This is a genomic window from Hyphomicrobium sp. (assembly GCF_019744875.1).
GTDB lineage: Bacteria > Pseudomonadota > Alphaproteobacteria > Rhizobiales > Hyphomicrobiaceae > Hyphomicrobium_C.
Genome location: NZ_JAIETU010000002.1, coordinates 72698 through 89063, shown reverse-complemented (window position 1 = coordinate 89063; position 16366 = coordinate 72698). Strand labels below are relative to the sequence as shown.

Below are 16366 nucleotides of genomic sequence, written 5' to 3'. Positions count from 1 at the left end.
GCGCCCGTGGACAAGGGCCGCGACCTTTGCTAGAAGCCAGCCAAATCCATTCTGCTCGAAGCACCGCGGGGTCAGCCCCCGGAGCTTGGGGCCCGTATTATTTCTGAGATCCATAAACTCCAGAGGTCACCGCTTGCAGGTACTCGTTCGCGACAACAACGTCGACCAGGCCCTCAAGGCGCTCAAGAAGAAGATGCAGCGCGAGGGTATTTTCCGTGAGATGAAACTCCGGAACTATTTTGAGAAGCCGTCCGAGAAGAAGGCGCGCGAAAAGGCTGAGGCCGTCCGCCGCGCTCGCAAGCTCGCACGCAAGAAGCTGCAGCGCGAAGGCCTGCTTCCGGGCAAGCCCGCCGCACCCCGTGGCGGCCCTGGCGCAGCCCGTGGTCCTGGTGGCGCCGGTCGTGGCGGTGCTGGTGCAGGTGGCGCAGGCGGCCGTTCGACCGGCGGTGGCTACAGTGGTGGCGCTGGCGGCAGCGGTTATGGCGGCGGCAACAGCGGCGGCGGCTACGGCAGCCGCTAAGCTGGACGCGGGGCCTCACGGGCCCTCGCCGAATGCGACCCGATAGAATTTTCGACGCCGCTGGATAACAATCCGGCGGCGTTTTTTGTCGTCGCCGCGCGATAGAAGCGCCAGCCCCGCCACACGAGCGCGCCATTGCCGTACCGGCAAAGCAACATCTCAGCACATCGTGGACGATTGAGAAAACGCGTCTGGCCCTCGTTCTTCCGCTGACTTATCGTCCGTATATGGCCAAACTCTATTTCGCATCCTTCGTCACCCTCTCGCTCCTCACCGCAATGGTCGCCGGCATCGTCATCGCCGCGCTCGTTGCCGCGGGCTCCCTCGACGTCGGCGCAGCCCTCGTCATGGTGTTGATCGTCAACACGGTGATCTTCTTCATCAGCCCTTGGCTCACGGATCTGATGCTGAAATGGATCAACAAGGTCGCCTGGCTCGACGATTCAGACCTCAAGGTGCGCTATCCGCACGTCCACCGCATCGTCCACGACGTCGCCCGCGAATACCGCTTCACGGCGCCCTCGGTCGGCATCATCCCCGACCGCAATCCCACGGCTTTCACCTACGGCATCTTCAGGCCCGGCGCGCGCATCGTGCTGACCGACGGCATCTTCGAATTCCTGAACGAAGAAGAGACCCGCGCCGTCGTCGCCCATGAGCTGGGCCACATCGTCAATCGCGACTTCCTCGTCATGACGGTCGCGGGCACCCTCGTGCAGATGCTCTACGTCATCTACTCGAGCCTCACAAAGACGAAATCCGGCGGCGGAGATTCGAAAGGCAAGAACGCCCTCGCCGCCATCGGCATCGCCTCTTATGTGATGTACCTGCTCGGCACGTACAGCCGAGCGCGTCGAAGCCCGCCACCTCGCCAACGCCCTCGTCAAGATCGCCTACGGCATCGCGGAGGCGACCGACAGCGACGAGACGCGCCAGCTTCTCGCCTCCACGCGCCACATGGGCGTTATGGACTTCAAGGGCGCGAGCCACCTCGGGCTCGTCGTCGAGGCCGCGAAAACGCAGCCCAACGCGACCGCACGCGCCATGCTGTTCGACATCTACAATCCCTGGGCCAAGCTCATCGAGCTGAGTTCGACGCATCCCCTCACCGGCAAGCGCATCCAGGCGCTCGCGGCCATTGCACGCGACAAACGCCAGCCGTTCCAGGACATCGACGTCGAGGCAGCAGCGCGCGCCGCCAACGTCAATCGGCCCGCCCTGTGGCGCAAGTTCCTGCGCGAGCTTGCGCTGCCGATCCTGCCGGTGCTGACCCTCATCGGTCTCGTCGGCACGGGCATCGCTTCGGGCGTCCCCATCATTGCGCTGATGGCCGTGCCCGCCATGCTGCTCGTCTGGGCCGCCCTGATCCCGATCACGTATCCCTTCACCCAGCCCACCGACACGGATGTCGTGGCGCTGATGGGCGACGTTGCGGCATCCCCGATGGTCGGCCGCCCGGTCCGCCTGCAGGGCCAGGTCATCGGCCGCGCCAACGCCGGCTCCGTCATCGGAGAAGACACCATCTTCGCCGATACGACCGGTCGCACGACCATCGATTTCCGCTCGCTCTGGGGGCCCATCGGCGACATGTGGACCGGCTGGCGGCGCATCAAGCCGCACATCGGCGCGAACGGCGAGGTGACGGGCTGGTTCCGCCGCGGCATGGGCGGCTACATCATCATGAGCGAACTCAAGACGAGCGCCGGCCGGTTGAAGGCATACCCCTATCTCGTCGGCGTCATCGTGCCGTTGGTGGTCTACACCGTGCTCGCTCTGATCGGCATCGCGACCTACGACGGCTCGGCATTCTAGCGTCCCCGGAAATCTAACGTGAAGAGCGCTCTAGCCCGCGGCAGGCGCTAGGGCTCCTTCGCCGTCAGCTTCTCCGCGCGGAGCTGCGCGATCCACGCATAGAGCGCTTCGTAAGACCCGTACTTGTAATGGTTGTCGTGGCCCGCGCCCGGAAACGTCTTGAGCACCTTCGGCGCGTGCGCAAGCGCGAACACCTCGCGCCCCATTGCGACGGGAACAATTCCGTCGTTCTCCCCGTGCAGGATCAAGAGCGGCGCCGTCACGCCCGCGATGTGGCGGCGCGTCTCGTAGCGATCCGTCATGAACCAGCGCCCGGGGATATGCGGATAGTGCAGCGCCGCCAGATCGACCATCGATGTGTAAGGCGCATCGAGCACGAGACCTGCCACGCTGCGCGCGGCCGCGACCTGCACGGCGACGCTGGACCCGAGCGACTCGCCGTAGACGATGATGTCCTCGGCCGGCACGCCCGACGCCACGAGCACATCATAGGCTTGCTTGGCGTCAGCCACGTTCGCCGCTTCCGATGGCGACCCCGTGCTTCCGCCGAAGCCGCGATACGTCATCATGAACACGCCAAGCCCGCGCGCCATGTACTTCCTGATGCGCTCGACGCGCGTCTCGAGCGAGCCCGCGTTGCCGTGGAAGTAGAGGATCGTCGGCTGCCCCGGCGCAGCCGGCGCCTGCCACGCGAGCACGCGCGCACCATCGGCCGTTTCGATCACGCGCTCCGTCACGCCGCTGATGCCCGCCTGCTCAGGCGTGAAGTGCGTCGTGTCCGGAAAATACATGAGCCGCTTTTGCAGCGCGTTCACGGCCAACGCCAGCAGACCCATCGCCACCGCCACTCCCACCAGTAGTTTCAACACCAGCTTCAAGCGACCACTCCCTCCAATCTCACGAGCGCGCAACCGCACACGGAACGTACGCTCAAACGCACCGCCGAACCGGAGTCTTAAGGCGCCATTAACCTAAAGCTGCGCTTTTAGAGTCATATGCGTTTGCGGAGTATTTAGTCATGCGTTTCCGTTCAGGCTCGGTCCGCGCTCCCGCGCTGACCCTGTCGATTATGAGCCTCGCTCTCGCCGGCTGCAGCGCCGGAAGCCCCGAAAATTCTGTTTCAACCGCAAGCCTCGCGCCCGTACGCGACCAGCCCGGCTATGGCGGCAATCGCGGCGCCGGCACGCCCTATGCGCTTCCGCCCCGCGAGCGCGATCGCTCGTATGCCTCCGCACGCCAGTACGCCGATCCCGGCTCCCCCACTCCGCGCGAGTACGCCGCCTACGACAGCGGCCATCGCTACGGCAATTCGCAATCCATCCAGACCGGCAGCGTCGGCGCCACGAACCGCGGACCTTACGCGTACGATCCCGATGCACGCTGGCGCCAGCCTACCAGCCTGCCCCCGCGCCAGCCGATGAACCCGGCGCCGCGCCAGAGCACCTACGCTCCGAGCTCGCCGAACTTCGTCGAAGTCCGTGAAGGCGACACGCTGTTCGGCCTCTCGCGACGCTACAACGTGCCGGTGGGCGATATCGTGGCGGCCAACCGTCTTCCGAACGAGCGCATCGCCATCGGCCAGCGCCTCGTCATCCCGACACGCTATCGCTAAGCCGCAAGCAGCGAAGGCGCGCGTGGGTGCCCGCGCGCGCCTGTCACGTCGGCTGCAGAAAATGCGACCGCCTTTGGCAGGCGTCATCGCGACAACGAGTAAGCGACCGGCTCGCTTTCGGGCTTGTCGAAACAGTTGAGAATGTAGGCGCTCCGCTCGGCGCCCGGCAGATGTCCGAACTTCGAGCCGTTGCTGGCCGCAAAGAACGGCGCGAACCCTTCCACGTCCTTGCGTGAGAACAGCCCCGCCCATCGCCCATAGTTGGCCGACCAGCAATCGGCATCGCGCTCGCTCTGCAGCGTCGGCCTGATGACGTGCCCGAGCACGTGGTGCGCGCACTCGTGCATGAAGAAAAAGATCTGCAGCTTCGGCGGCAGCTTGGCGAGCCGATCGGTGTCGAGCTGAATGACGGGAACGCGTGCCACGATCGAGGCCCGTCCCACGTCGCCCAGCTCCGTCGTTTGCAGCGTCCGCACCACGGCGCCACGGAAATCATGGCACCGCATGGGAGTGCCGCCGATCAACGGCTGTACCTCGAGGCCTTCAGCCTGAGCCTGGCACGCCGCGCCGCCAACGAGAGCCAAACCCAGAAGGAGTGCGAATGCTTTCATGCGAGCCCTGGTCGATGCGCGCGAGCCGATCCCCGTCCTGAACGCAGCCTAAAGTCTCATCGATCGCCGCCGCAAGGGGATAAGTCGGGAAGACCGGGTCAGGGCGTTTCGTCCTTGGCCTCGGCCAGCCGCTGCTCCAGCACCGTCACGAGAATCTCGATGGCTTCGCGGCGAAAACCCTCATAGATCTCGCCACTTCGTGTCCGGTTGTAGAAAATCGACGAACTGCCTTCTAGCACCGTACCGAGCAAGTACAGCGTGTCCCTGAGCCGCCGCGCCTTAGGCGACTGGGGAAGCACCCCCAGCGATCGCATGCAGCTCTCGACCGCCCCGTCGTAGAGTGCGGCCAGTCCGTCCGCCACCATCGGATTGTGCGTGGACATGGCCCAAAGCTCGAGAAAAACCGGTGCCGTTTCCGGGTCGACGGAATCGTCGATCAGCCACGTCACGAGCTTCCGGACCTGGCTTGCGTCGGTGTTGTCGAGCGATGCAGCAAAGGCATCGAAGCGCGCGCCATAGCGTTCGAGGATGGCCTCGAGCATCGCCTCGATCAGCTTGTCGCGCGAGGGGTAGTGGTGCGTGAGGTTGCCGTAGACGACATCCGCCCGGCTTGCCACCGCCTGCATCGTGAAGTCGGCAAAACCGTTCTCCGCGAGCACGGCGATGGCCGCATCGATGATCTTCGCGCGGGTCGCCTCGCCCAAGCGGTTGGGCTTGCCCGGTGTCTGAGATATCGTTGGCATGGGGCGCATATTTCACGAGTGGCCGCTCCCAGGCAAGCCACCCATCAACAACACGCACTCTCACGAACTCTCGAAAGTTCAAGCAGTTGCAGCGTCGTCACTCCGACGGCTAACTGACGCCCCGCATACCGTTCATGCCCGCTCGCGGCCGGAACAATTCCGACCGCAGCCATGAACAGCGTCCTGAATGGCCGAATTTAATGCGCCATCGCCTTGGCGATTTCCTCGGTCATCTTCTTCGCATCGCCGAGCACCATCACCGTGTTGTCGCGATAGAAGACCGGGTTGTCGATGCCAGCGTAACCCGAAGCGAGCGACCGCTTGTTGAAGAACACCGTCGCGGCCTTCCACACCTGCAGCACGGGCATGCCGTAGATCGGCGAGGTCTTGTCGTCCTCGGCGGCGGGGTTCACGACGTCGTTGGCGCCGATGACGTACACGGCATCCGCCTGCGCGAACTCCGAGTTGATGTCCTCGAGCTCGAACACCTCGTCGTACGGCACGTTTGCTTCGGCAAGCAGCACGTTCATGTGGCCGGGCATGCGGCCCGCAACCGGGTGGATCGCATACTTTACCTCGACACCGGCCTTCTTCATCGCGTCGCCCATCTCGCGCAGCGCGTGCTGGGCCTGGGCGACGGCCATGCCGTAGCCGGGCACGATGATGACCTTGGAGGCATTCTTGAGCACGTAGGCTGCGTCTTCGGCCGAGCCGAGCTTGACCGGCTTCTGCTCACCGCCGCCAGACGGTCCCGCCGTCTCGCCGCCGAACCCGCCCGCGATCACCGAGATGAAGCTGCGGTTCATGCCCTTGCACATGATGTAGGACAGGATCGCACCCGACGAGCCGACCAGCGCGCCCGTGATGATCAGCGCAATGTTGCCGAGCGTGAAGCCGATGCCGGCGGCCGCCCAGCCCGAATAGGAGTTCAGCATCGACACGACGACCGGCATGTCAGCGCCACCGATCGGGATGATGATGAGCACGCCGAACACGAGCGCGAAGATCGTGATGGCCCAGAACAGCGTCGGATCGCCGCCCGACATGCAGAACTTATAGATCAGAACGGCAAGACCGCCGAACAGCGCGAGGTTCACGATGTGGCGCAGCGGCAGGATGATGGGCGCGCCAGACATGCGGCCCGAAAGCTTCGCAAACGCGATGACCGAACCCGTGAACGTGATCGCGCCGATCGCAAGGCCGAGGCCCATTTCGACGAGGCTGGCCGCACCGATCTGGCCCGGATGTCCGATACCGAACGCGTCCGGCGCATAGAGCGCCGCGGCGGCGACGAACACGGCCGCGAGGCCGACGAGCGAATGGAACGCTGCCACCAGCTCCGGCATCTGCGTCATGGGGATCTTCTTGGCGATCACCGCGCCGATGACCGCGCCGGTGCCGAGACCGCCCAAAATCAGCGCCCACGTCAGCGTCTCTTTGGGATCGGACACGGCGAGCGTGGTCAGCACGGCGATCGTCATACCGATCATGCCGTAGAGGTTGCCTTTGCGGCTGGACTCGGGATGCGAGAGCCCGCGCAGCGCGAGGATGAACAGCACACCCGAAACGAGATAGAGGGCGGCGGCGAGGTTGGCGGTCATTTGCGGAGATTCCCTCTACTTCGCGGCTAACTTCGCGGCCTACTTCGCCGGCTTTTCTTTTTTCTTGTACATCGCGAGCATGCGGCTCGTGACGAGGAAGCCGCCGAAGATGTTGACGGACGCCATGACGAGCGCAAGGAAGCCGAAGATGCGCGCGAGCAACGTGCCTTCCGTGATCGCCTCGACGCCGACGGCGAGCAGCGCACCGACCACGATCACCGAGCTGATCGCGTTGGTGACGCTCATCAGCGGCGTGTGCAGGGCGGGCGTGACGCTCCAGACGACGTAGTAGCCGACGAAGATCGCCATCACGAACACCATCAGGCGATAGATGGCCGGATCGACAGGACCGCCGATGCCTTCGGCAGCAGCCATCGCCGCCGTCGGCAGCAGGGCGGCCAAGGCTGCCATCGGCAGGAGCCACCTCAGGATTGCGAAAATGCGGCGCGGCTGCATGGCTCGGCTCCTCAGGCGGATTGCGGGGCGAGGCTGGGATGGACGATCTTACCGTCGCGGGCAACCAGCGTGCCCTTCACGATCTCGTCGTCCCAGTTGATGTTGAAGGTCTTGTCCTTCTTGTCGAAGAACAGCTCCAGGAAGGCGTAGAGGTTCTTGGCGTAGAGGCTCGACGCGTTGACCGGCACGGACGCAGCCAGATTGACCGCGCCGACGATCTTGACGCCGCCCACCTCGACCGTCTGGCCGGGCACGGTCGCCTCGCAGTTGCCGCCGCGCTCGGCCGCGAGATCGATGATCACCGCTCCCGGCTTCATGTTCGCAACCATGGCGCTCGTGATGAGACGCGGCGCCGGGCGGCCCGGAATAAGCGCCGTCGTGATGACGATGTCCTGGGTCTTGAGATGGTTGGCCACGAGCTCGGCCTGCTTGGCCTGATACTCGGCCGACATCGGCTTGGCGTAACCGGCCGCCGTCTGCGCCTGCTTGAACTCTTCGTCCTCGACGGCGACGAACTTCGCGCCGAGCGACTGCACCTGCTCCTTCGTGGCAGGGCGCACGTCGGTCGCGGTGACGACGCCGCCGAGACGGCGCGCCGTAGCAATAGCCTGCAGGCCCGCAACGCCGACGCCCATGACGAACACCTTGGCCGCAGGCACCGTGCCCGCCGCCGTCATCATCATGGGCAGCGCCTGGCCGAACAGCGACGCCGCATCGACGACGGCCTTGTAGCCGGCAAGGTTCGCCTGGCTCGACAGCACGTCCATCGACTGCGCGCGGCTGATGCGCGGCATGAATTCCATGGAGAAGAGATTGACGCCCGTCGCGGCGAGCGGCTCGATGCCGGCCCGGTCGTAGGGGTCGAGAATAGCGGCGGCGAGAGCGCCCTGCTTGAGCTGGCCCAGCTCGTCCGCTGCGGGACGCCGCACCTTGAGCAGGATGTCGGCCCCGGCGAGCGCGGCGGCGGCCGAGCTCGCGATTTCGGCGCCGGCTGCCGCCAACGCCTCGTCGGAGAAGCGCGAGCGCAGCCCGGCTCCGGACTGGACGCGAACCTTGGCCCCGAGAGCCGCAAGTTTTTTCACCGTCTCGGGCGAAACGGCGAAGCGTGGCTCATCCGGCCCTTCGGCCGTCACTGCTATGGTAACCATCGAAGCATCCCGAAGACAGGCTCGCGTTAAGGCCGGCAAACCGGCCCAGTGGCATCCTCGACAGCAAGGGTCTCAACGGCAAGGATGGCTTGAAGTCCGGCCGGAAGCGGCGGCGCATTCCGATCCCGGACCACGCGCCTGCTCCTTAGCTGGAAGTTCGCAGAGACTAGACGAGGAAGAACGCCATGCCGGAGAGCAGCACGACGAGAAACACGATGATGACTTTCGCCCAGCCAAGGAAGTTCGCGTAGGTGCGGTTGTGCTCAGCGTAGTCCATGGCCGGATGCCCGCCAGACGTGTTGACCCCCATAGTGTCCTCCAAGTCAGATTGTTGCTTCGTTGCAATGCTTGGTACCCCAAGCATCGCGGGCCTTCAAGCCTGCCGCGCGCTTGCGTAGCAGCGCAATCCGCCCCCGGCTGCAGTCCCGGGTGCGCCCCGGATGGGCACGGACCGGATCTAAGCCCAATTCTAGGCTCATTCGAATGTCACACCGCCAAGCCTTTCAGTAGCCCGACCAAAGGCCAAGGAACGCCATGATTCGACGCGCCGCTGCCATGAGCGCCCTCTCTCGCCCCCATGGAGCACCCGGTCACCGCCTCGGAGGACGGGCCTTCGCTGCATTGGCCCTGTCTGCGCTTGCGATGGCGACTTGGTCCGTCCCCGCCGCAGCGCTCGAACAGTCGGACGCGGAAATGGCCGGCCTCAAGGCCTGCGAGAAGCAGATCTGCACCATGATCCTCGGCAAGCAGCCGAAGGGGGCAGACCTCGCCTGCGATGTCCAGAAGACGTGGGCCAAGTCGAGCCTTGAGGAAGGCAACAGCAAGGGCGTCTCATGGGGATTCGGCGACGCGCGCTGCTCGGTGGATCTGAAACTGTCACGCGCCGACGTCGTCGACGCCCTCACCAAGCCGAAGCACAAGGTTTTCGTGCCCGCCCATGACGTGAAATGCGTGATCGAGCGCGACGGCGCGCTGCAGCCCGTCACGGCCCGCCTTGCTCCCAAGCTCGTCTTCAAGAACGGCAAGGCGGAAAAGGTCTGGATCAACCTCGAAAACGTCGACGGCCCGGCGGATGTGAAATCGACCCTGTCGGCCGCCGCCAAGCTCGAGGATTCGATCGGCATCTTCCACGGGCCGATGATCAAGCAGATCAACAAGTTCGTGCACCAGCAGTGCGCCAAGCGCTACGGCCCGGGCGCGGTCGCCAAAGATCCGGCGACCAAGAAGGCGGACGACGCCAAGAAGCTCGCCGCCAAGAAAACGCCCGCTCCCGCTGTCGCCAAACCTGCGCCCGCAGCTGCCAACGCGGCAGGCTCCGCGCCTGCCGCGCCGAAACCGCCGGCCGCCGCCCCCGCGAAGCCCGCGGCCGATGCGGCTCCGAAAGCTCCGTAGAAGGCTGCAATTTTCAGCAGCGGATATCAAAAGAACGGGTACATTTCCAAGTACTTTTTTTGCAATCGCCTGAGGACAGGCATTTCACAATCGTGAATGCCGATGTCGTCGTAACCTAGCCTAACAAACGCACCCTTCAGCTCCGCCATCCTTGAACAAAGAATTTCAAAACGGTCGCGTGTCAGCATTACGGAAGATAGCTGCCCCTTCCGCAGCTTTTCAAAGCGGAACTCGCTGTTCGGAAAATCCAAGTAGGCATTTCCATGAACAATCAAGTTTCTTATCTTCGCGCACTCCCATAACTCATCGGAAATTCTTAGCAATTGCCCCACCAGCATGGGCGCATCAGAAAGTTGCGACCCAACCAAGCTTTGAAACAATTTCCTTTTTTCCTTTAGGCTTGAGGGCAACCGATCAGGCAGGGGCTCTGCCGACATTGCAAGTAGGACGTGCATTAGCTTGTCGAAATCGAACTCCAACTCTCGCCAGTCCATTACCACATGCCCAATGAGCAACAGTAGGTAGTCGGGCACCAAGTTTAGCACTATAGGGTTGCCGTTTGTCGGCATACGTAGTGCCACCGTCGAAGCGTGAACCTCGACTAACCTCTCTTCCTCATCGCCTGACATGGATTTTTCTCCGCCGGAACCCGCCAAATCTACTCCTTCACGCCATGGACATGACAAAAAACACGCCCCCGCTCCACAGGCCGCTCCGGCCATCGTCATCCTCAACCGCCAGATCGACGAGATCGTAGACGAGGCTGCGCGACAGGAGCGCTTCGAGCCGTCCGCGCACGTGGACATAGGGCTTTAGGCTATCGTCCCCCTCTCCGGATCCGAAACGCAGGGGATGCTCGGCCCCACAGGCCACCACGTCGTCCACGTTGGTGCGGAAGATCAACGTCTGCGCCCGCCCGCTCCCCGTGACTTCGAGCTCAACGGCCACGAACGGCGCATCCTCGACCGCGATGTCGATCTTCTCGGCAGGCGTGACGAGATAGAACCGCCCGTCGGGATCACGCCTCAAAACGCGGGCGAACAGCGTGACGAGAGCCTGGCGCCCGATCGGGCTGCCGCGATAGTGCCAGCCGCCGTCGCGCGCAATGCTGAGGCCGATGTCGCCGCAGTAGGGCGGGTTCCAGCTTTCCACGGGCGCGACCCCGCGCGATCCCGCCTCCTTGAGCAAATCTGCAAGCCTGTCGATCACGCGCGCGCTTTCGCCGGAAGCCGGCAATTGTGGTGTGGCTGCGAACCTTAGAGCAGTTGGTCGCGACGCGGACAATCCCCGCGGACCCCGTTGGCCCGCCCTGCCGTCCCCGGATATACTGCGCGCTCACGGGCAATTACGGAGGTTTAACTTGACCGCGCCCCCTGCCAGCCCGTCACAATCGGTCCTGAACGCGCGCGCCGACCGGCGCCAGAGATCGTCACCCGCGCCCCCAGCAACTCGCGAGCCGGACAAAGATATTCATGAGCACCGTGATTCAGACTGACGAAGCCATCGTTCCGCGCCTGGAAGCTGCTGCCGAAAAGGTCAAGCGGGCCCACAAGGCCGCCGCCGCCGTCATCTTCGGCCAGGACGTCGTCATCGAGCGAACGCTGATCACGATTCTCTCGGGCGGCCATGCTCTGCTGATCGGCGTGCCCGGCCTCGCCAAGACGCTGCTCGTCGACACGCTCGGCCGCGTGCTCGGCCTCGACGCCAAGCGCATCCAGTTCACGCCCGACCTCATGCCGTCCGACATCATCGGCTCGGAAGTCCTCGAAGAGACGCCCGGCGAAAGCCGCCGCAGCTTCCGCTTCATCAAGGGCCCGATCTTCACGCAGCTCCTGATGGCCGACGAAATCAACCGCGCCTCTCCCAAGACGCAGTCGGCTCTGCTGCAGGCCATGCAGGAGCATCATGTCACGGTGGCCGGCACCCGCCACGACGTGCCCCAGCCGTTCCACGTCCTCGCGACCCAGAACCCGCTGGAGCAGGAAGGCACCTACCCGCTTCCCGAAGCCCAGCTCGACCGCTTCCTGCTCGAAATCGACGTCACCTATCCTGATCTCGCCGCCGAGCGGCGCATGCTCTACGCCACCACCGGCAGCGAGGAGCGCCACGTCGAAGCGGTTCTCAACGCCGGCGAGCTCCTCAGCATCCAGCGCCTCGTGCGCCAGATCCCCGTGCCCGACAAGGTGGTGGAAGCCATCCTGCGGCTCGTGCGCTCGGCCCGCCCCGGCACCGGCGCCAGCGCCGACACGGATCGGTTCGTCGCCTGGGGCCCCGGCCCGCGCGCCAGCCAGGCATTGATGCTCGCCGTCCGCGCCAAGGCGCTGATCGACGGCCGCCTCGCACCCTCCATCGACGATGTGATCGATCTCGCCGAACCCGTCCTCAAACACCGCATGGCGCTGTCGTTCGCGGCCCGCGCCGAAGGCGAGGAGCTCGGTCCCCTGATCCTGCGTCTCGCCCACGCGGCGGAGTGACGGGGATGGCAGCACCCCGCGGGTCGCGCCCGGGACGTCTCGATGCGACAGGTGACGGGCGGATCTTTTCGCTCGAACGCGATGCGCACAGCGTCGCCGACCGCCTGCCCGATCTGCTGCTGGAAGCCGACCGCATCGCCCAGACAGTTGCGCACGGCATCCACGGCCGCCGCCGCGCCGGTCCCGGCGAGACGTTTTGGCAGTTCCGCACGTATGAAGCGCAAGACGCCGCCCAGCTCATCGATTGGCGCCGCTCGGCCAGCTCAGACCACCTTTACGTGCGCGAGCGCGAGTGGGAGGCGGCCCACACGCTTTGGCTCTGGCCCGACCTCTCGCCGTCGATGTACTTCCAAAGCCATCTCTCCCCGATCACCAAACGCGACCGCGCGCTGGTCCTGATGTTGGCGTCCGCTGAGCTGCTGGTGCGCGGCGGCGAGCGCGTCGGCCTGCTCGGCGTCACGCAGCCGACGTCGAGCCGTCGCGCCTCCATGCGTCTCGCCGAAGCCATAGCCGCGCATGGCGACATTCCCCAGCTCGTCTCCGGCCAGCCCTCCAAGGAGCGCATCAGCCGCTATTCGAGCGTCATTCTCCTGAGCGACTTCCTCGATCCGATCGAGAGCATTCGCGAGCATGTCGAGATGCTCGCGGCGCACGGCGCTAACGGGCACCTCGTGCAGATTCTCGATCCCGCCGAGGAAACGCTGCCCTACGAGGGCCGCACGGAATTTCTCGGCCTCGAAGGCGGCGAGAGCTGGATCGCGGATCGCGCCGAAAGCCTGCGCGCCCGCTACCAGGCGCGCCTCAAGGCCCACCGCGAAGAGTTGCAGGCGCTCGCCGTGCGCCTCGGCTGGTCGTTCCTCGTCCATCACACCGACCGGCCGGCGACGGAGCCGCTGCTGACGCTGATCATGCGGCTCGAAGGGCGTGAAGGCCACTACCGCTGGCAGACGCCCGCCGCATCGAAAGAGCCGTCCTACGATGAACCGGCGCGCCGCCCCGGAGTGAAATCATGAGCTTCGGCGCGCTGGCATTTCTCAATCCCTGGCTGCTGACGGCGCTCGCCACGCTGCCGCTGATCTATTGGCTGCTGAAGACGGTGCCGCCGCGCCCGAAGCAGGTGGCGTTTCCCGCCACCCGCATCCTCGTCGGCCTCGAAAACGAAGAAAAGACGCCCGCCAAGACGCCGTGGTGGTTGCTGCTCATCCGCCTGCTCGCCGCCGCCCTCGTCATCCTGGCGCTCGCCGAGCCCGTGCTCAATCCCGTCCGCGACCGCGCGCTGACCGGCACCGGCCCCGTCGTGCTCGTGGTCGACAACGGCTGGGCGGCGGCATCGGGCTGGAACCGGCGCATGGCGCTCGCCGACGAAATGCTCTCCGACGCCCAGCGCCAGAACCGCGCCGTCGTCATCGCCGAAACCGCGCCCGCCACCAAAACGCGCTCCATCAAGCTCGAAGCGCCTGCCGACGCGCGCGCGACGCTCGCCGCCATGGAGCCGCGCCCGTACGCACCCGACCGCAAGGGCACGCTCGCGACCCTCAAAGACCAGTTGGCCGCACTCAAGATCGCGAGCCCCAACATTCTCTGGCTCGCCGACGGCATCGATCATCGCGCGGACGCAGCAGCCTTCGCCGACGGCCTCGTAGCCCTGGCCGGTGACGGCGGCTTCTCCATCGTCGAGGACACCGGCGGCCACGAACCGCTCGGCCTCACCGCCGGCGTCGGCGCCGACGGCAAGCTCATCGCCACCGTGCTGCGCACCGGCGGCCCGGCACGCGACGGCCGCATCGACGCGTTCTCCGCCCGTGGCCAGCGCCTGGGCGAAGCCGCGTTCACGGTTGCCTCAGGCTCCGGTGCGTCGGAAGTGACGTTCGGATTGCCTCTCGAATTGCGCAATCAGGTGACGCGTCTCGAAATCGCCTCCGAGCGCTCGGCAGGCGCCGTGAGCCTGCTCGACGGCCGCTCGCAGTGGCAGCGCGTCGGCATGATCTCAGGCGAAAGCCAGGAGCAGTCGCAGCCCCTGCTGGCGCCGCTCTACTATCTCGAGAAAGCCGTGCAGCCTTACGCGGAGATCATCCGGCCGAAGGATCACAACCTCGCCAAGGGCATCGATGCGGTGCTGAAGGAAAAGGCGAGCGTCCTGATGCTGGCCGACATCGGCACACTCTCCGGCGAGATCAAGGATCGCGTGCGCGCCTGGGTCGAGCGCGGCGGCGTGCTGGTCCGCTTTGCGGGCCCCCGCCTCGAAAGCGGTGGCGACGATCTGCTCCCGGTCGCGCTCCGCATGGGCGGCCGCGCACTCGGCGGCGCGCTGTCGTGGTCGAGCCCGCAGCCCCTCGCAGACTTCGACGACGCGAGCGTGTTCGCCGGCATTCCCGTGCCGAAGGATGTCACCGTCAACCGGCAGGTCCTCGCCGACCCCGCTCAGCTCACGCCCGCCATCAAGGTCTGGGCCCGCCTCGCCGATGGCACGCCCCTCGTCACCGCAACCACCATCGGCGCCGGACAGATCGTGCTCTTCCACGTGACCGCGAACTCGGACTGGTCGAACCTTCCCATCTCGGGCCTGTTCGTCGAGATGCTGCGCCGCGTGACGTCGCTCGGCAGCCTCGCCCCCGTAGGCGCATCGGAAAGCGGAGAGGCGGACACGGCCGCCGGTGAGCAACCCCAGAACGGCGCCGTCGAAGCCTTCGCGCCGGTGCAGACGCTCGACGGCTACGGCGTGTTGCGCTCGCCCCCGCCCACCGCCGAAGCCATTCCTGCCGCAAAGATTGCCACCGCCGAGGCTGGCCTTACGCACCCACCCGGGTACTATGGAGCCCAGGGAGCACCGCGCGCGTTGAACGTCCTGGCGGCCAAGGCCACGCTCTCGCCGCTTCCGCCGCGTCCCGCAGGGGCCACCCGAATGTTGTATGATAGCCTTCCGTCCACGCCGCTCGCGCCCGCCCTGTTGTCGAGCGCGCTGGCGCTCGTGTTCGCCGACATCGTCGCGGTGCTGATGCTGCTCGGCGTATTGGGCGCGGCGCTCCGCTGGCTCAAACCTCGCGCACCCACGGCCGCGGCCCTGCTCGCAATCGCACTCGCTACCTCGGCTCTGCTCGGCGATCCCGCGCGCGCCCAGGACGCGCCAGCACCGCCCGACGCAGCAGCCCCCGATGCCGCTCCCGTCGCGCCCTTTGCAACCGACACGCCAGGATCGCCTCCGAGCGCCGCCGTCGCCCAGCGCGCAACCGAGAACGTGACGCTCGGATACGTGCTGACGGGCGATCCCGGCGCGGACTCGACAAGCAAGGCGGGCCTTTCGGGCCTGTCGCGCATTCTCGCCGTGCGCACCGCCGTCGAGCCCGGCGAGCCGCTGCCCGTCGACATCATCAAGGACGAGATCGCGTTCTTTCCCGTTCTCTATTGGCCCATCCTCGACAGCGCCCGCCCGCTGCCGCAGCCGACGCTCGCCAAGATCGACGCCTACATGAAACAGGGCGGCATGATCATCTTCGACACCCGCGACTACGGCACCGGCCTGACGACGGGATCGACGTTCGAAGGCAAGAACGGCATGGCGCTGAAGCGCGTGCTGGGCTCGCTCGACGTGCCGCGCCTCGAACCCGTGCCCGAAGATCACGTGCTGACGAAGTCGTTCTACCTGCTGCGCTCGTTCCCCGGCCGCTGGGAAGGCGGCCAGCTCTGGGTGGAAGCGGGCGCGGGCGGCAACGCGGAAGGCGATGGCCGCAAGGCCCGGCGCGCAGACGGCGTCACGTCCATCATGATCACGTCGAACGACTTCGCCTCCGCTTGGGCGCTCGACCCGAACGGACGCCCGCTCTACCCGGTCGTGCCGGGCGGTGAAAGCCAGCGCGAGATGGCGCTGCGCACCGGCGTCAACATCGTTATGCACGCGCTCACCGGCAACTACAAAGCCGACCAGGTGCACGTCCCGGCGCTGCTCGAGCGTCTCGGCCAATGAGGAAAACGCAAACGGCCGCGCCTCTTCACGCGCGGC

General features: G+C 65.8%; 16 protein-coding genes and 2 pseudogenes. 8 read left to right on the top strand and 10 right to left on the bottom strand.

What is annotated here, in order from left to right; all coding sequences use genetic code 11:
* Positions 1-133 precede the first annotated feature (133 nt).
* Positions 134-349: pseudogene (rpsU, locus tag K2Y42_RS21230) on the top strand (30S ribosomal protein S21); the annotation flags it as partial.
* Positions 350-758: 409 nt separating this feature from the next.
* Here rpsU and K2Y42_RS00505 read toward each other — a convergent pair.
* Entirely contained in the window at positions 759-902 is a 144-nt protein-coding gene (locus K2Y42_RS00505) for a hypothetical protein (protein ID WP_291147313.1), read from the bottom strand.
* Here K2Y42_RS00505 and K2Y42_RS21225 point away from each other — a divergent pair.
* Positions 868-1314, top strand: a pseudogene (locus K2Y42_RS21225) (M48 family metalloprotease); the annotation flags it as partial. The gene K2Y42_RS00505 and the pseudogene K2Y42_RS21225 overlap by 35 nt on opposite strands.
* Positions 1315-1477: 163 nt before the next feature.
* Positions 1478-2332 carry a hypothetical protein gene (locus tag K2Y42_RS00495; protein WP_291147307.1) on the top strand — a complete coding sequence of 285 codons (855 nt, stop codon included), beginning with the start codon at positions 1478-1480 and terminating at the stop codon, positions 2330-2332.
* Positions 2333-2379: 47 nt separating this feature from the next.
* On the opposite strand, the gene K2Y42_RS00490 is transcribed toward K2Y42_RS00495, so the two are convergent.
* The gene (locus K2Y42_RS00490; protein ID WP_291150116.1) at positions 2380-3201 is read right to left on the bottom strand and encodes an alpha/beta hydrolase; all 822 of its coding nucleotides are present in this window, start codon (positions 3199-3201) and stop codon (positions 2380-2382) included.
* Between the two features lie 149 nt (positions 3202-3350).
* Here K2Y42_RS00490 and K2Y42_RS00485 point away from each other — a divergent pair, with 149 nt between their 5' ends.
* Positions 3351-3944: a LysM peptidoglycan-binding domain-containing protein gene (locus K2Y42_RS00485; RefSeq protein ID WP_291147302.1), complete on the top strand. Its 594-nt coding sequence runs from the start codon at positions 3351-3353 to the stop codon at positions 3942-3944.
* A gap of 83 nt (positions 3945-4027) precedes the next feature.
* Here K2Y42_RS00485 and K2Y42_RS00480 read toward each other — a convergent pair whose 3' ends face one another.
* The 6 genes from K2Y42_RS00480 to K2Y42_RS00455 all read right to left on the bottom strand — a co-directional run bounded on the left by K2Y42_RS00480 (position 4028) and on the right by K2Y42_RS00455 (position 8813).
* A complete protein-coding gene (locus K2Y42_RS00480) occupies positions 4028-4555 on the bottom strand; it encodes a hypothetical protein (protein ID WP_291147299.1) in 528 nt (175 codons plus the stop codon).
* 98 nt (positions 4556-4653) lie between these two features.
* A complete protein-coding gene (locus tag K2Y42_RS00475) occupies positions 4654-5298 on the bottom strand; it encodes a TetR/AcrR family transcriptional regulator (RefSeq protein WP_291147296.1) in 645 nt (214 codons plus the stop codon).
* A gap of 197 nt (positions 5299-5495) precedes the next feature.
* Positions 5496-6899 carry an NAD(P)(+) transhydrogenase (Re/Si-specific) subunit beta gene (locus tag K2Y42_RS00470; RefSeq protein WP_291147293.1) on the bottom strand — a complete coding sequence of 468 codons (1404 nt, stop codon included), beginning with the start codon at positions 6897-6899 and terminating at the stop codon, positions 5496-5498.
* A 39-nt stretch (positions 6900-6938) separates the two neighbouring features.
* Entirely contained in the window at positions 6939-7310 is a 372-nt protein-coding gene (locus K2Y42_RS00465) for a proton-translocating transhydrogenase family protein (protein WP_291150113.1), read from the bottom strand.
* 56 nt (positions 7311-7366) lie between these two features.
* The gene (locus K2Y42_RS00460; protein ID WP_291147291.1) at positions 7367-8503 is read right to left on the bottom strand and encodes a Re/Si-specific NAD(P)(+) transhydrogenase subunit alpha; all 1137 of its coding nucleotides are present in this window, start codon (positions 8501-8503) and stop codon (positions 7367-7369) included.
* Positions 8504-8669: 166 nt separating this feature from the next.
* Entirely contained in the window at positions 8670-8813 is a 144-nt protein-coding gene (locus tag K2Y42_RS00455; protein ID WP_291147288.1) for an aa3-type cytochrome c oxidase subunit IV, read from the bottom strand.
* Positions 8814-9145: 332 nt separating this feature from the next.
* On the opposite strand from K2Y42_RS00455, the gene K2Y42_RS00450 reads away from it, so the two are divergent.
* Positions 9146-9895 (top strand): hypothetical protein, encoded by a 750-nt coding sequence (locus tag K2Y42_RS00450; RefSeq protein WP_291147285.1) that lies wholly within the window; start codon positions 9146-9148, stop codon positions 9893-9895.
* A gap of 26 nt (positions 9896-9921) precedes the next feature.
* On the opposite strand, the gene K2Y42_RS00445 is transcribed toward K2Y42_RS00450, so the two are convergent.
* Positions 9922-10524, bottom strand: coding sequence for a hypothetical protein (locus tag K2Y42_RS00445; protein ID WP_291147282.1), 603 nt, complete (start codon positions 10522-10524; stop codon positions 9922-9924).
* A gap of 37 nt (positions 10525-10561) precedes the next feature.
* Positions 10562-11101 carry a DUF1285 domain-containing protein gene (locus K2Y42_RS00440; RefSeq protein ID WP_291150110.1) on the bottom strand — a complete coding sequence of 180 codons (540 nt, stop codon included), beginning with the start codon at positions 11099-11101 and terminating at the stop codon, positions 10562-10564.
* A gap of 266 nt (positions 11102-11367) precedes the next feature.
* On the opposite strand from K2Y42_RS00440, the gene K2Y42_RS00435 reads away from it, so the two are divergent.
* The 3 genes from K2Y42_RS00435 to K2Y42_RS00425 are packed head-to-tail and all read left to right on the top strand — an operon-like array spanning position 11368 to position 16330.
* Complete coding sequence (locus K2Y42_RS00435) at positions 11368-12369, top strand: MoxR family ATPase (RefSeq protein WP_291147279.1); 1002 nt, start codon at positions 11368-11370, stop codon at positions 12367-12369.
* A gap of 5 nt (positions 12370-12374) precedes the next feature.
* On the top strand, positions 12375-13382 hold the full coding sequence (locus tag K2Y42_RS00430) for a DUF58 domain-containing protein (protein ID WP_291147276.1): 1008 nt from the start codon (positions 12375-12377) through the stop codon (positions 13380-13382).
* Entirely contained in the window at positions 13379-16330 is a 2952-nt protein-coding gene (locus K2Y42_RS00425) for a DUF4159 domain-containing protein (RefSeq protein ID WP_291147273.1), read from the top strand. The genes K2Y42_RS00430 and K2Y42_RS00425 overlap by 4 nt, the downstream gene beginning before the upstream one ends.
* Positions 16331-16366 lie beyond the last annotated feature (36 nt).

Coding starts and splice junctions, on each gene's coding strand:
- K2Y42_RS00465 (WP_291150113.1), bottom strand. CDS start 7,310: ATGGCAGCCTTGGCCGCCCTGCTGCCGACGGCGGCGATGGCTGCTGCC.
- K2Y42_RS00485 (WP_291147302.1), top strand. CDS start 3,351: ATGCGTTTCCGTTCAGGCTCGGTCCGCGCTCCCGCGCTGACCCTGTCG.
- K2Y42_RS00435 (WP_291147279.1), top strand. CDS start 11,368: ATGAGCACCGTGATTCAGACTGACGAAGCCATCGTTCCGCGCCTGGAA.
- K2Y42_RS00455 (WP_291147288.1), bottom strand. CDS start 8,813: ATGGGGGTCAACACGTCTGGCGGGCATCCGGCCATGGACTACGCTGAG.
- K2Y42_RS00480 (WP_291147299.1), bottom strand. CDS start 4,555: ATGAAAGCATTCGCACTCCTTCTGGGTTTGGCTCTCGTTGGCGGCGCG.
- K2Y42_RS00495 (WP_291147307.1), top strand. CDS start 1,478: ATGGGCGTTATGGACTTCAAGGGCGCGAGCCACCTCGGGCTCGTCGTC.
- K2Y42_RS00505 (WP_291147313.1), bottom strand. CDS start 902: ATGAAGAAGATCACCGTGTTGACGATCAACACCATGACGAGGGCTGCG.
- K2Y42_RS00430 (WP_291147276.1), top strand. CDS start 12,375: ATGGCAGCACCCCGCGGGTCGCGCCCGGGACGTCTCGATGCGACAGGT.
- K2Y42_RS00460 (WP_291147291.1), bottom strand. CDS start 8,503: ATGGTTACCATAGCAGTGACGGCCGAAGGGCCGGATGAGCCACGCTTC.
- K2Y42_RS00425 (WP_291147273.1), top strand. CDS start 13,379: ATGAGCTTCGGCGCGCTGGCATTTCTCAATCCCTGGCTGCTGACGGCG.
- K2Y42_RS00475 (WP_291147296.1), bottom strand. CDS start 5,298: ATGCCAACGATATCTCAGACACCGGGCAAGCCCAACCGCTTGGGCGAG.
- K2Y42_RS00445 (WP_291147282.1), bottom strand. CDS start 10,524: ATGTCAGGCGATGAGGAAGAGAGGTTAGTCGAGGTTCACGCTTCGACG.
- K2Y42_RS00450 (WP_291147285.1), top strand. CDS start 9,146: ATGGCGACTTGGTCCGTCCCCGCCGCAGCGCTCGAACAGTCGGACGCG.
- K2Y42_RS00470 (WP_291147293.1), bottom strand. CDS start 6,899: ATGACCGCCAACCTCGCCGCCGCCCTCTATCTCGTTTCGGGTGTGCTG.